Annotated in this window: 9 protein-coding genes; 6 read left to right on the forward strand and 3 right to left on the reverse strand. The window is 57.1% G+C overall.

Annotated features, from left to right (window positions below):
* The gene (locus CRO59_RS11220) at positions 1-981 is read left to right on the forward strand and encodes an HlyD family secretion protein (RefSeq protein ID WP_027612753.1); all 981 of its coding nucleotides are present in this window, start codon (positions 1-3) and stop codon (positions 979-981) included.
* A gap of 58 nt (positions 982-1,039) precedes the next feature.
* Here the strand turns inward: CRO59_RS11220 and CRO59_RS11225 are convergent, their stop codons facing one another.
* The 3 genes from CRO59_RS11225 to mexE are packed head-to-tail and all read right to left on the reverse strand — an operon-like array spanning position 1,040 to position 6,918.
* Positions 1,040-2,461, reverse strand: coding sequence for an efflux transporter outer membrane subunit (locus CRO59_RS11225; RefSeq protein ID WP_027612754.1), 1,422 nt, complete (start codon positions 2,459-2,461; stop codon positions 1,040-1,042).
* Positions 2,461-5,649, reverse strand: coding sequence for an efflux RND transporter permease subunit (locus CRO59_RS11230; RefSeq protein ID WP_096796769.1), 3,189 nt, complete (start codon positions 5,647-5,649; stop codon positions 2,461-2,463). The genes CRO59_RS11225 and CRO59_RS11230 overlap by 1 nt, the downstream gene beginning before the upstream one ends.
* A gap of 15 nt (positions 5,650-5,664) precedes the next feature.
* Positions 5,665-6,918, reverse strand: a complete 1,254-nt coding sequence (mexE, locus tag CRO59_RS11235) for a multidrug efflux RND transporter periplasmic adaptor subunit MexE (protein WP_027612756.1) — start codon at positions 6,916-6,918, stop codon at positions 5,665-5,667.
* 347 nt (positions 6,919-7,265) lie between these two features.
* Here mexE and CRO59_RS11240 point away from each other — a divergent pair, with 347 nt between their 5' ends.
* From CRO59_RS11240 to CRO59_RS11260, 5 genes are all read left to right on the forward strand, one after another.
* On the forward strand, positions 7,266-9,320 hold the full coding sequence (locus CRO59_RS11240; RefSeq protein ID WP_097087411.1) for an AAA family ATPase: 2,055 nt from the start codon (positions 7,266-7,268) through the stop codon (positions 9,318-9,320).
* Positions 9,313-10,167 (forward strand): hypothetical protein, encoded by an 855-nt coding sequence (locus CRO59_RS11245; RefSeq protein WP_097087413.1) that lies wholly within the window; start codon positions 9,313-9,315, stop codon positions 10,165-10,167. The genes CRO59_RS11240 and CRO59_RS11245 overlap by 8 nt, the downstream gene beginning before the upstream one ends.
* A 93-nt stretch (positions 10,168-10,260) precedes the next feature.
* Entirely contained in the window at positions 10,261-12,321 is a 2,061-nt protein-coding gene (locus CRO59_RS11250; protein WP_256578397.1) for an McrB family protein, read from the forward strand.
* Positions 12,318-13,607, forward strand: coding sequence for an McrC family protein (locus CRO59_RS11255; protein WP_097087416.1), 1,290 nt, complete (start codon positions 12,318-12,320; stop codon positions 13,605-13,607). Before CRO59_RS11250 ends, CRO59_RS11255 begins: the two co-directional genes overlap by 4 nt.
* 118 nt (positions 13,608-13,725) lie before the next feature.
* A complete protein-coding gene (locus CRO59_RS11260) occupies positions 13,726-14,601 on the forward strand; it encodes an AAA family ATPase (protein ID WP_097087417.1) in 876 nt (291 codons plus the stop codon).
* The last annotated feature ends 50 nt before the right edge of the window (positions 14,602-14,651 follow it).

Consider the following 14,651-nt stretch of genomic DNA (forward strand, 5'->3'; position numbering starts at 1 on the left):
TTGAAAGTGTTACTCGCTCGAACAACGACATTAGCGGTGGTGTTGCTGGCCATCGTGCTTGGCTGGTTTGCCTGGGAGCATTACACCCGTGCGCCTTGGACGCGGGATGCGCGGGTGAGGGCGGATGTGGTGACGCTATCAGCCGATGTTTCCGGGCGTATCGTCAGCCTCGTGGTGCAGGACAACCAGCATGTCGACAAGGGGCAATTGCTCATGGAGATCGATCCGGCGCGCTATAGCCTGGCAGTCGAGCATGCGCGGCGTTCGGTCGAGGTGGCGAAGGCGACGCTGGGGCAATCACAGGCATCCATCGTTGCCAGTGAAGCGCTGCTCAAACAACGCCAGAGCGAAGAGCGGCGCCGGCGTACGCTCAAGCAGGGTTTTGCAATTTCCGGGGAAGAATGGGAGAAGTCCAATACCGATGTGGCGGTGGCTCAGGCTGATCTGTTGCGCAATCAGGCCAATCTCGGGCTGGCCGAGGCCAATGTGCAATTGGCGATTGCTGCACTGACTCAGGCGGAACTGGACTTGCAGCGTACTCGTGTCGAATCGCCGGTCAGCGGTTACGTCACTAATCTGCTGACCCGACAGGGTGATTACGCGGTTGCGGGTGGTGCACTGCTGGCACTGGTCGACAGCGATTCGTTCTACGTCAGCGGTTACTTTGAAGAGACCAAATTGCCGCGAATCGAAGAGGGGGACCGCGTGCGCGTGCAGTTGATGAGCGGAGAAACCTTTGGTGGCACGGTCCAGAGCATCGCCTTTGCCATCGCCGACCGGGAAAACGCCACGGGTGGCCGACTGCTGGCCAATATCAATCCGAGTTACACCTGGGTGAAGCTGGCGCAGCGGGTGCCGGTGCGCATCGGCATTGATGGTGACTATGCCGGCAAGAATCGATTAAGGGCCGGTACGACAGCCACTGTCACTGTTCTGGAAGCGCAAAACCATCAGGCCAAAAAAAGCCCCGCGACCGAATGATACGCGGGGCAAAAAAATTGGTTGGTTGCGGCCAACCAAAGGAGCTCTTTAACAACTATTACTTACTGGCGACGGTTTCCGGCTGCCAGCCACCACCCAAGGCCTTGTAGATCGCGACGATGCCGCGATACAGATCAACTTCGGCCTGTGCCTGGCTGTCTTCGGCATTCAGGCGTTCGCGCTGAGCATCGAGCAGCACGAGGAAGTCGGTGGTGCCTTCGCGGTAGCGGATTTCCGCCAGATCGGCAGCCTTGCGGCTCGATTCACTCTGACGAATCAGCGAGATCAGCCGTTGCTGACGCTTGCCGTAATCGCTGAAGGCGTTTTCCGATTCTTCCAGCGCCAGCAACACCTGTTGCTCGTAGGTGGCGAGTGCGCCTTCGGCGTCGGCATCGGCGCCGCGCAGACGCGCGCGCACGCTGCCCAGATCGAACGCCGCCCAGGTGATGCTCGGGCCGAGTGCCCAGGCGTTGGCCGCCGAGGAGCCGATCTGCGAACCACGCCCGGCCGTCCAGCCGAGGAACCCGCTGAGGCTGACCCGTGGAAACAGATCAGCCTTCGCCACACCGATTCGCGCGGTGGCCGAGGCCAGTTTGCGTTCGGCGCTGAGGATGTCCGGCCGGCGTTGCAGCAGTTCACCCGGATCGCCGATCGGCAGGGCCTTGGCAATCGCCGGCAAGTCTTTCGGGCTCAGATCCACGGTCAGTTTGTCCGGACGTTCACCCAACAGAGTGGCGATGCGGTTTTTTTGCCGAACCTGTTCCGCCTGCAATTGCGGCACGCTGGCTTCGACCGAGGCCAGACGCGCATCGGCACGTTCGACGTCGAGCTGATCGCCCACGCCGGCGTCGCGCAGGCTGATGGTGATCTTGCGCGACTCCTGCTGGTTTTCCAGGTTGGCCACGGCGATCTTCTCGCGCAATTGCGCACCGCGCAGTTGACCGTAGGCGTCCACCAGTTCGGCAATCATGGTGACTTGCAACTGGTACAGATCGGCTTCGGCCGCTTGCTGATCGGCGTCGCTGGCTTCCAGATTGCGCTGGATCCGGCCGAACAGGTCCAGTTCCCAGGCCATGTCCAGGCCCAGATCGTAGCGTTCGCTGTTGACCCGTTTGGTGGTCTGGCCGGGGATTTGTCCCTTGGCCAGATCACTGCTCGCACGGCTGGTGATGGTCGGCATCGCATCGTTGCTGACGTCGTCGCGGATCGCCCGGGCGGCTTTCCAGCGGGCGAACGCCACGCGCAGTTCACGGTTGCCTTGCAGCGATTGCGTCACCAACTGGTTGAGGGTCGGGTCGTCGAATTGCTGCCACCAGATGCCTTCGAATTTTGAACGGTCAAAGTTCTTCTGACCGGCAGCGCCGTCGGTGGCGGTCGTGATGTTGGCCGCCTCCGTCGCCGGGGTCTTGTAGTCAGGGCCGACGGCGCAGGCGCTCAATGCCAGCACCAGCAGACTCGGCAGGAAGACTTTCAGACTCATTATTGCGCCTCCAGTGGCTTTTGAAGAGCTTGCGCCTTGGCCGCTTTGCGGGCTTCGCCACGCTCGACGAAATTACGGATCAACACGTAGAACACTGGCGTCAGCAACAGCCCGAAGAAGGTCACCCCGAGCATCCCGGAGAACACCGCCACACCCATGGCGTGACGCATTTCGGCACCGGCACCGCTGGAGAACACCAGTGGCACCACACCCATGATGAACGCGAAGGAGGTCATCAGGATCGGCCGCAGACGCAGGCGGCAGGCTTCCAGTACCGCTGCCAGCGGATCGAGACCTTCCAGCTGTTTATCCTTGGCGAACTCGACGATCAGAATCGCGTTCTTGCACGCCAGGCCCACCAGTACGATCAGGCCGATCTGGGTGAAGATGTTGTTGTCGCCGCCGGAGACAATCACCCCGGTGATGGCCGACAGCAGGGTCATCGGTACGATCAGGATCACCGCCAGTGGCAGGCTCCAGCTTTCGTACTGCGCCGCGAGCACCAGGAACGCCAGCAATACGCAGAGCGGGAACACGAACAGCGCGGTGTTACCGGACAGAATCTGCTGGTAGGTCAGGTCGGTCCACTCGTAGGTCATGCCGTTCGGCAGTTCATCTTTCAGCAGTTTTTCGATGGCTTTTTCGGCCTGGCCGGAGCTGTAGCCGGGGGCTGCCGCACCGTTGATTTCTGCGGTGATGAAGCCGTTGTAGTGCATCACGCGATCCGGACCCGAGGTGTCGCTGACCTTGATGAAGGTCGCCAGCGGGATCATTTCGCCCTTGTTGTTGCGCACTTTCAGTTGACCGATCTGGTCGGATTCGAGGCGGAACTGTTGCTCAGCCTGAACGTTGACCTGATAGGTGCGTCCGAAACGGTTGAAGTCGTTGGCATACAGCGAACCCAGGTAAATCTGCAGGGTGTCGAAGATGTCGCTGACGGCCACGCCGTGGGTCTTGGCTTTTTCGCGGTCGATGGCGGCATCGACCTGCGGCACGTTCACGGTGTAGCTGGTGAACAGCCCCGCAAGCTCAGGCACGCTGTGGCTCTTGGTGATGATGTTCATCGTCTCTTTGTACAGCTCGTCGTAGCCCAGGTTGCCCCGGTCTTCGATTTGCAGGCGGAACCCGCCAATGGTGCCCAGACCTTGTACCGGCGGTGGCGGGAAGATTGCCATGTACGCTTCCTGAATGTTCGCGTACTGACCGTTCAAGGCTCCGGCGATCGCACCGGCGGACATGCTCGGGTCTTTACGTTCGTCGAACGGTTTCAGGGTCACGAACACGATGCCGGCGTTCGGGCTGTTGGTGAAGCCGTTGATCGACAGGCCCGGGAACGCTACGGCGCTTTCCACGCCCGGTTGTTTCAGCGCCAGGTCCGACATGCGCTTGATCACGTCTTCGGTGCGATCCAGGCTCGCGGCGTCCGGCAGTTGCGCGAAGGCCACCAGGTATTGCTTGTCCTGGCCGGGTACGAAACCGGTCGGTGTGCTGGAGAAACCGAAGAACGTCAGCACCATCAGACCCGCATACAACAGCAGGGCGATGCCGCTGCCACGGATGACCCGGCGCACTGTACCGACGTAACCGTGACTGGCTTTTTCAAAGAAGCGGTTGAACGGACGGAACAACCAGCCACCAAAGATCTTGTCGAGCACTTTGGAGAAGCGGTCTTTCGGCGCGTCATGACTTTTCAGCAATACAGCGGCCAGCGCTGGCGACAGGGTCAGCGAGTTGAACGCGGAGATCACGGTGGAGATCGCAATGGTCAACGCAAACTGCTTGTAGAACTGCCCGGTGAGGCCGGAGATGAACGCCGCCGGAACGAACACCGCACACAGCACCAGCGCGGTTGCGATGATCGGGCCGGTCACTTCACCCATGGCCTTTTTGGTCGCATCGAACGGGTTGAGCCCCAGTTCAATATTACGCTCGACGTTCTCCACCACCACGATGGCGTCGTCGACCACGATACCGATCGCCAGTACCAGGCCGAACAGCGACAGGGCGTTGAGCGAGAAGCCGAACAGGTGCATGACTGCAAACGTACCGATCAACGATACCGGCACCGCCACCAATGGAATGATCGAGGCGCGCCAGGTCTGCAGGAACAGGATCACCACCAGCACCACGAGGATCAATGCTTCGAAGAGGGTGTGAACCACCGCCTCGATCGAGCCGCGTACGAAGATCGTCGGGTCATAGACGATGCTGTAGTCCATGCCTTGCGGGAAGCCTTTCTTCAGCTCTTCCATCTTGCCGCGAACTTCGTTCGAGATATCGATGGCGTTGGAGCCTGGACGCTGGAAGATCGGGATCGCTACAGCGGGCTGGTTGTTCAGCAGCGAACGCAGGGCGTACTGGCTGGAACCCAGCTCGACGCGCGCGATGTCCTTCAGACGAGTGATTTCACCGTTATCGCCTGCGCGAATGATGATGTTCTCGAACTCTTCTTCAGTGACCAGACGGCCCTGAGTGTTGACCGACAGCTGGAAGCTCTGGGCATTCGGGGCAGGGGGCGCACCGAGTTGACCGGCAGCGACCTGACGGTTCTGCTCACGAATCGCCGTCACCACGTCAGTGGCGGTCAGATTACGCGAAGCAGTCTTGTTCGGATCGAGCCAGACCCGCAGCGAGTAGTCGCCCATACCGAACAGCTGCACGTCACCGACGCCGCCCAGACGCGCCAGCTCATCCTTGATGTTGAGGATCGCGTAGTTGGACAGGTAGAGCATGTCGTAACGTTTGTCCGGCGAGGTCAAGTGCACAACCATGGTCAGGTCGGGCGAGGCCTTGTCGACGGTGATACCGATGCGCGTCACTTCTTCGGGAAGTTTCGGCTCGGTCCGGGTCACCCGGTTCTGCACCTGCACCTGCGCGTTGTCCAGGTCGGTGCCCAGAGCGAAGGTGATGGTCAGGGTGATCTTGCCGTCGGCGGTGGACTGCGAGGACATGTACAGCATGTTCTCGACGCCGGTGATGGCTTGCTCCAGCGGAGCGGCCACGGTTTCACCGATGACTTTGGGGTTGGCGCCCGGGAAGTTGGCACGCACCACCACGGTCGGTGGCACGACTTCCGGGTATTCGCTGATCGGCAGCTGGAACAGCGAGATCGCACCGGCGATCAGGATCAACAGCGAGAGCACCGCTGCGAAGATCGGCCGTGAAATGAAGAATTGGGAAAAATTCATCGGAGTTGTCGTCCCTTAACCGCGTGGGGTCGTAGCGGCCAGCTTCACAGCCGTACCCTGTGCACCTTTGGCGGGTGCGACTTTGGGCAGGTTGCTGGCTTCCAGCGCTTGACGTTGTTGAGCCAGAGCGGCAATGGTCTGCTCGCTGGCCATCGGGATCACTTCAGGCGTCACCGGCGAACCCGGACGCACCCGTTGCAGACCCTTGACGATGATCGTGTCGTCCTTGTTCAGACCTGTGCGCACAATGCGCAGGCCTTCGATCTTCGGTCCCAGTTCGACGGCGCGGTAAGCGGTCTTGTTGTCCGCATCCATCACCAGCACAAACTTCTTGCCGAGGTCGGTACCGACCGCTTCGTCGTTGATCAGCATGGCGTTGTAGGTGCCGCTGCCGACCAGTTTCAGCCGTGCGTACAGGCCCGGGGTGTAGGTGCCGTCGCTGTTGTCGAACACCGCGCGACCACGGATGGTGCCGGTTTTCGGGTTGACCTGGTTGTCGACGAAGTTCATCTGACCGAGGTGCGGATTGCCGTCCTCATTGGACAGGCCCATGTACACCGGGGTGGTGGCGCCACGTTGGCCGTTACGGGCGAGTTGGGTGTATTTGAGGAACACACGCTCGTCGGCGTCGAAGTAGGCGTAGACCTTGTCGGTGGAGACCACGCTAGTCAGCGGGGTGGTGTCGGCAGTCACCAGGTTACCGGCGGTGATCTCGGCACGGCTGACACGACCGCTGATGGGCGCGGTGACGCGGGTGAAGCTCAGGTTCAGCTTGGCCAGGTCCAGTTGCGCCTGCAGGGCGCCGACGGCGGCGCGGGCTTCCTGGGCAGCGCTGGTGCGCGAGTCGGCCAGCTCAGCGGAAATCGCGTTGCTCGCACGCAGACGTTCGCCACGCCCGGCTTCGTTTTCACTGCGAGTGGCATTGGCGCGGGCCTGGGCTACCAAGGCTTCGAGGCGGCGCACCTCAGCCTGGAAAGGACGCGGATCGATCTGGAACAGCAGGTCACCTTTCTTGACCAGCGCACCTTCGGTGAACGCCACCTCGTCGATCTGGCCAGAGACCCGAGGACGAATTTCAACAGTTTCCGGCGCTTCGAGGCGCCCGGTGAATTCGTCCCACTCGTTGACCGGTTGTTCCAGCACCTTGGCCACGCTGACTTTGGCAGCGGGCAGGGTGGCGGCAGTCTCCGGAGTCTTGCCGCAAGCGCTCATCACCAGCACGGCCAGCATGGCCAAGGGGAAGCGCAAATGTTTGAGTGACTGTTCCATGGAATCATCCGCCAATGTATTGAAGATGGGCGGATGATGCTCGGCAGGCTGTGATGGCACGAATCGAATGAAGCAAAGGTAACTATCATTCGGAATGATATAAGACCGATTCGAGCCCTCTAGCATGCACCTTTCGTTAGGGGGCTATCAATTGGTTTGATGACAAATGTGTGTTGCGTCATCGACAAAGGTCAGACATAGCCGCCGGAAATTTTGCCTGAAAGGCCTCTGGCACGGTGTTCTCCGGGCACCATTGTGCGCGTATGTCTGTGCTATAACGCAACCACTGCATCAACAAAGATGCTGCCAACTTCCTGTCCGTCCCCCAGTTCCCGATCAGGTATTCGATGATATTTGTTGATCGAAATAGAGTTTCTCCACCCCCAGGTTTGCTTGATTACCATCGACGTGAAATTGAGCGGTTGAGGCCGATCTTTGAATCGTTGCAGGGAGCGCACTCACAAAAAGTCATTGATTTGCGAATGCCTCGAGCGTTGCTGGATCAGGTGCGTGAAAAGCTCTTTGAGCTGTTTAAGGGAAGATGTGCGTTTTGCGAACGTTCTGGTAGCGAAGTCGAACACTTTCGGCCCCTCAGACGCGCAGCCCGGCTTGATGGCAGCATCGACCCGGAGCACTACTGGTGGTTGGCAAGTGATTGGGGAAATCTGTATCTGAGCTGCCCAAGATGCAATATGAGTAAACGGAATCTGTTCCCGATTTTGGGAGAGGTTGCCGCCCCTATGAGCGATAGGCAGTCCCTGTTGTGCGAACTTCCGGTATTGATAGATCCATGCCTGGACAATCCCCAGGACCATCTGAAGTTTCTCAGCAATGGCCAAGTCATAGCCCTTACGGATCGCGGGGCGGCTACGATCAAAATATTTCAGCTCAATCAACGTGGGCTTATCGCGACGCGTAGTGAGCTTGCCGTCGAAACGCTCATTGTTGCTCAGGAATTAATGTCACGAGGATCCCAGGCGAGCCACGACGAAACGAGGATTCGTGGTTTTTTCTCTTCAAACATGAGCTTTTTTGCCGTCAGACAAGCGGCGCTCGATGAGCTTTTCACCGAAGTTTCCACGCCACCCGTCACGCCACCTGCACCACCAGTCGAAGTGCCTGAGGCAATAAAGGCAATTCCCGATGCTATCTGGCTTGAAACAATCGAAATCCAGAATTTCAAGGTGATCAGTGACCTGAAATTGTCATTCCCGCCATTACAACGCGATAGTGAACACGCAGTGCAACCCTGGTTGATGGTGCTTGGCGAAAACGGTGTCGGTAAGAGCAGCTTGCTCCAGGCCGTAGCCTTGACCATGATGCCGGCCAGTGAGCGCGATAAAACTGATGCAAGCAGCTGGCTTCGAAAGGGCAAGAGCATCAGCAATGGTTTTGTCCGTTTGCTGTTTTCGGATGGCAACCAGCGAGAGATGGTGCTTGAAAAGGGTAAGAAGACCTTTCACATCACGGGGGATGCACCTGATTTGCCGGTCCTCGCCTATGGTTCCACTCGACTGCTTCCTGACGACAGCACCGCGGCACCTGCCTCGCCAGACACGATCAGTGTCCGCAACCTGTTCGACCACATTTACCCGCTGGCGCATGTCGAACGTTATCTCTGTGACAAGAAAAAAATCAGTGATACACAGTTCAACCTGTTGGCCACCAGCCTCAAAGAATTGCTGCCCGTCAACGCTGACGCTCTGCTCACACGCAAGAGCAAACACATGGAAAGTAAAATCGACGATAGATCGGTGTCGCTGCGTGAATTGAGTGACGGGTACAAGTCTGTACTGGCTTTGGCGATGGACATCATGTTCCATCTGACCAACAGTTCGTTTGACATGGAGTCCGCGCAAGGCGTGGTCATGATTGATGAGCTGGAGCTGCATCTTCACCCCCGTTGGAAAATCCAGATCGTGGAGCGATTGCGTCAGCTGTTTCCACGCGTGCGTTTCATTGCAAGTACCCATGACCCGCTGTGTGTGCACGGCTTGAAAAGCGGCGAGTTATGGGTCATGGCCAAGCATCCCAAAGACCAGAGTTTCCTGCTTGAACAAATTGATGTCCCACCTGGGAGTCGGGCAGATGAAGTGCTAACCGGTCCGTGGTTCGGTCTTGAATCGACGATCGATACCGAGACCTTGTTGCTCATGTCCGAGCACAGCGAGTTGTTACAGCAGGCCCGGCCTAGCGCGGAGCGCCTCGCCGAGTTGGAGGCCAGGCTGCGTCAGCGCATGGTCACTTTTGGCAGTACGCGTGCACAGCGTGCTGCAATGGCGGCGGCTGCAGTGCTCGACGTCGGTATGCCGGAGTCCCAGGCGAATCAGTTAATCAAGCATCGCCTGCAAAACATTCTGGAAGGCAAGTCAGGAAAGCGGCAGGAGCACAGCGATGCGTAAACTGCAACGGCCACCGGTTGCCCCCGATTTCGATAGCAGAGCTTCAACTATAAGAGCCCGCGTCGCCTCGGCTGCTACGCAAGGGGCAAAACCCGAATTCTCAAGCCTGTGGTCTGACTACAAGGACGTATTCAGCGAAGCGCAAGGTGGTCGGTGTGGATACTGTGAAGGCCAGGTGTGGGGCCTGCATTATGGGGATGTGGAGCATATTCAGCCCAAGGCAGAAATCCACACGCTCGAGGACCAACCCGAGGACTGGGGGAGGGAAGTCCCCTGGAAAGGCTCGGTGATCGGACGAAAGAATAGAGGCGACGTCATCATGCCGGGTTACTGGTGGCGAGCCTATTCCTGGGACAACTATCTACTCAGTTGTCAGGTGTGCAATCAGCAATGGAAGGCGAACTTCTATCCGGTGAAAGGGGAGCACACGGTAGTGCCGACTTCGGCCGCAGGCAGGCCTTTGCTGCTGTCGCCGTTTGATGAGCATTTCAAACCTGAAGAGCACTTTTCCTTTGGTCGCCTGGGTGAAATTTCCGCTTTAACCGAAGAGGGCAGGGCAACGATCTCAACCTGTGGCCTGGATCGTCCCAGCCTTCGACTGGCCCGCTACAAAATCGCGCACGCCACGCATGAGCATCTCGACGAGATCGCGCGCAATGTCACTGAGCGGGATGTCTTGCGCGTGCTGGAATGCGTTGCGATGGCGGGGCACGCAACCACTCTTTACTGCGGCATGGTGAGGGTTATCTTCACACAGCGCACAACGCTTGAATGGGACACGTTGTCCACGTTGATCTCGGGGCTGAGGGAAAGCGCCAACGCTGATCGATCATTGTGCGACTGTTGAGCCCGAAGGCCCCCAAAATCATTGGCGAGCGTCATGCGGCGGGGATTTCTAACGAAAGCAGGGCTCTATCCATGCCTTAGCTGCGATGGCACCATGCAATTACTTTCAAGGGACGGAATGACACCAGTGGCGCCAACCTATTTCACCCCAGACCAATTCCAATGCATGCGCACCTGGCATGACAGACCTTTCGATAAAACCAATGCTTCTCACCGGCAAGCCTACCGTCAATTGTGCGAAGCCTATGACATCACCAAGCAGTGGGCGAGCGCATTGCAACAGCGTGTATTCCCCGATAGCACAGCCCCCCGAGTTATTCGCAGACCCATAGGCCAGTGGCACAAAAAATTTCTAGGCTACAACTGGGCACGTATCTACCCTCGCAAGGATGCTCCGTTGGGTCTGGCTTATACCGTAGGGATTGATGCGACCAAAGGCTTTGTTGTCAAACTCGATCTGGTCGACACAAAAATTGCAGATGCTGCCTTGCGCGAGCGTTATGAGAAGTTGCGTGGCCCTTTTGAGGCTTCACCCATTGTCGCGGTCTTGCCTGCGGAAGAAGGTCTGGAACGGGGGTTTCAGGGCATTGTCGATTGGAGCGCAGCGGCTATTACACACTTTGGATTTGGATACGATGACATGGCCGATCAACTTGGTTTGACCACTGCACCCGCCGTGGCTGAAGTACTGGAGCACTTTAAAATTAGCAAGGACTTCAGAAGGCGGCAGCCAGAATGGAGCCTTGAGACAACGCAGTTGTTTGTACGGTTGGCCATTGCGATACATGAAGTGGGTTTTGATTGGTGGTCTACGAAGTCCACTAATGCCCAGTTGGTATTCGGCTCCAAGCAGAAGAATGCAATAAGGGGATCATCGGTTGGGGTGCTGTTCGTGCAAGCGAATCGTGTGTCGGTCAGGTGGGTCTCATTCGGCGATCTGAGTACGATATCGGAAAACCAGGACCTGAGTGAGGAGCTGGTGGCATCGGTCGAAGCGGTAAGCGCCCAAAAGACGGGCGCCTGGCCCCAGCAAATTCAACAATCCAATCGTCCGGGTTTCTGGCCGGATGATTACAGCAGCGAAGAAGAGACCTCCGTAGAGGAGGGCGAGCAGCCAGTTGGCCTCGAAACGACCGAGGGGGCTGGCGCCCCACGCAATGAAATCTACTTTGGCCCTCCTGGCACTGGTAAAACCCGCATGTTGCAGGCGTTGCTCAGTGGCAAGTACACGTCCGCCGGGGGCGCAAAGCGCTATGAGTTTGTCACCTTCCATCAGTCCTACGGTTACGAAGAATTCGTTGAAGGACTGCGCCCGGTGCTTGTCGATTCCAAGGGGGCGACGGTTGATGAAAACGCTGAATCAGCCGGTTCAAAGGATGTCCGCTACGAGATCAAAAAGGGTGCCTTTCTTCGGCTGTGCGAAAAGGCCCAGGTCGATCCACACCAGCAATACGCAATGGTGATTGACGAGATCAATCGCGGCAACATCAGCAAGATTTTCGGCGAATTGATCACGTTGATCGAAGTCGACAAGCGCAAGGGTGGCGAGTATGAGGTGACACTGACGTTGCCCTATTCAGGCAATTCATTCAGCGTCCCCTCAAATGTCGACATCATTGGCACGATGAACACCGCTGATCGCTCGTTGGCGCTGGTTGATACGGCGTTGCGCCGACGTTTTGAATTCGTTGAATTGATGCCCGATCCGCTCGTGTTAACCGAAATCGAGGTTGTCAGAGCTGGGTATGAAATCCACCTTGATCGCTTGCTAATGGCACTTAACGCACGCATCGAGGCGTTGTATGACCGTGAACATACCATCGGGCAGGCGTATTTCACGCCCTTGAAAAACCTTGCCCCTGAGGCGCGTTTCGAAGCGCTCGGCAACATTTTTCGGACGCGCATCATTCCGCTGCTGGAAGAATACTTTTTTGAAGACTGGCAGAAAATTCGCTTGGTACTGGGCGATAACCAGCAGCCTAACGAGGCGCTTCAATTTGTCCATGAGTTGAAAGCCGACAGGGGTTCCAAAGCTCTGTTCGGCTCCAATCACGATCTGGATGAATACTCGCTGCGGCCTCAGTACCGCTTGAATAAAACGGTGTTTGATAGCCCGCAAGCCTATGTCGGCATTTATGCGACGTTTGCTGAATGACAGCGATACAGATTTTCGAGTTCGACACGCTGGTCGCCTCGGATGATTACTTCAAGGGCAAGACCGTCCCCCCGAGGGTATTCGCTTGGTTGGAGGAGCAATGCCTGACGCCTGACGAGCGCGCTCCGGTCTGGTTGAAATTGACCAGTCGGCAGGGCCGGCGCGCGATTCAGTTCAGCAATTACGTTGGCGTACTTCGTGCTCCTTGCGGTTATCAAATAGAGATTCTGCCCAAGATCGGTCGCAATATGTCTGCGGACAGGTCACGCAGAAAACTGATTGATATGCTCAAATGCCTGCGGGGGTTTCGCCATATCCAGACATTGAACGCTGATCTTCAAATGGAGCACATGCCGCTGCTCGAGATGTTTCTTCAACAGTTTCTTGAGGCTGTACGGCATGTCGTAAAGCGAGGCTTACGCAGCGACTACAGCACTCGACAGGCTAACCTTTCCAGCCTGCGCGGCAAGCTGTTGATGGCCCCTCACTTGGCGCAGAATCTGCTGCGTCGTGATCGATTCTTTACCGAATTCGACGAGTTCATCCAGAATCGGGCAGAAAACAGGCTCATTCACAGCGCCCTGCGCAAAACGCTGAATATGTGCAAAGCACCCGATAATCAGCGGTTAGCGCGAGAGCTGAGTTTTGTTTTTGCCGAAGTGCCCCTGTGTAGCGATATCGCCCAAGACCTCAAGCGTATCCGGCTTGATCGAGGCATGACTTATTACGAGCCCGCACTTGATTGGGCGCGATTGATCTTGCAGGGCGACAGTCCGGTAACAGGCGCGGGCAAGCACGACTCGCCTTCCTTGCTGTTTCCCATGGAGGCGCTGTTCGAAGCCTATGTGGCGAAGCATCTGAATGTTCAAGTTCGTCAGGGTTTCACTCTGCGGACCCAGACCAGCAAGCACCATCTTGTGAGCCACCAGCAACAAGACTGGTTTCGCCTCAAGCCAGATATGCTGATCGAGCACGGCGCGCAGACTCTTATAGTGCTCGATACTAAATGGAAGCTTCTGGACAGTCTCAAAGGAAACGGCCGTGAGAAATACCTGCTCAGCCAGACCGATTTTTACCAGCTACATGCTTATGCACATGTCTACCTGAACGACGCCGGGAATGTGGTGTTGATCTACCCATGGACAGATTCATTTTCTGAACCCTTGCCCGTGTTCGACTTCAGCAGCTCGGATGACCTGAAGCTCTGGGTTCTCCCGTTTTGTATGGAGAGCAACAAGTTGTTGCTCCCCGAGCAGTCTCCCCTTGATCGATGCTTTTCCCGCTGACAGCAATACGTGCCAGATCGAACATGTCCATGCGGGGACGGTGAACTTGACAGTCGTGATGGCAAAATGCAATTTTTGGGGCTGAATTGGATCCAGCCGAAAACCAACAGGGAACGATATGAGTAAGGCTCAAGATTTCTCCAGGCTTTATGCCCGCGTAGCCAGTGACATTGCCACCGCGCTGGATGATGTCTCCAGGCTGGATGTGAGTAATGACAAAGGCAATGTCCACCTTGCCAGCGTCAAGGAAAAACTCGGCGAAATGAAGTCGCGTTTTGACGGCGAGATTTCCTATCTGGAAAAACACGCCGAGTGGGACAACTTCACCATTGCTTTCTTTGGCGAAACCAACGCCGGCAAAAGCACCATCATCGAGAGCCTGCGCATCCTCTTCGAAGAGAAAAAACGTCAGGCCCTGATTCAGCGCAATCAAGCGACCGCTGCTGATATTCAAGCGGTGTTCTCGCACAAAAGTGATGAGCTTATCGAGGAACTCAGTACTCGCTATGTGAGTTTCTGCGAAGACATTGCTGCGTTGGGCGACGACATCGGTGCGCTGGTCAATCAGACCCAGCGCGATCTGCAGACAACCCGCCAGCAGCTGGAACACACTCAGCAGGATTACACCTACTGCAAGGAGCGATTGAACCTTGCCGTGAGCGATCTCGATAGCACTCGCCAAGCATTGCAGGGTGCCGAAACACGCCTGGCTGAAAGCCAGAAGCACCACGCGCAAACTCAAAGCGAACTTCAGCAAACAGGCTTGCAACTTCAGGGCGTGCGTAGCGACCTTCAGCGCATTGAGCAACAGCTGTTGGAGAAGGGCGGTCAGTTGCAGGCCACTCAGGCGCAATTGAGCGAGTGCCAGCGTCAGAGTGAGGCAGCCCGTATATCGCTGGAGCAGCGGGCAAAAATGAAGCTGGTATTCGGATTGTTGGGAGGGGTTGTGATCGGGGGCATTGCAGGTGCCTTGGGCTATGCGCAGTTGCTGTGAGCCTTGGCATTGATGGCCCAGTAATCACCTTCCCTTCGTAGAATCCGGAC

Origin of the sequence: Pseudomonas sp. LAMO17WK12:I5, from assembly GCF_900215165.1 — a bacterium.
Lineage (GTDB): Bacteria > Pseudomonadota > Gammaproteobacteria > Pseudomonadales > Pseudomonadaceae > Aquipseudomonas > Aquipseudomonas putida_A.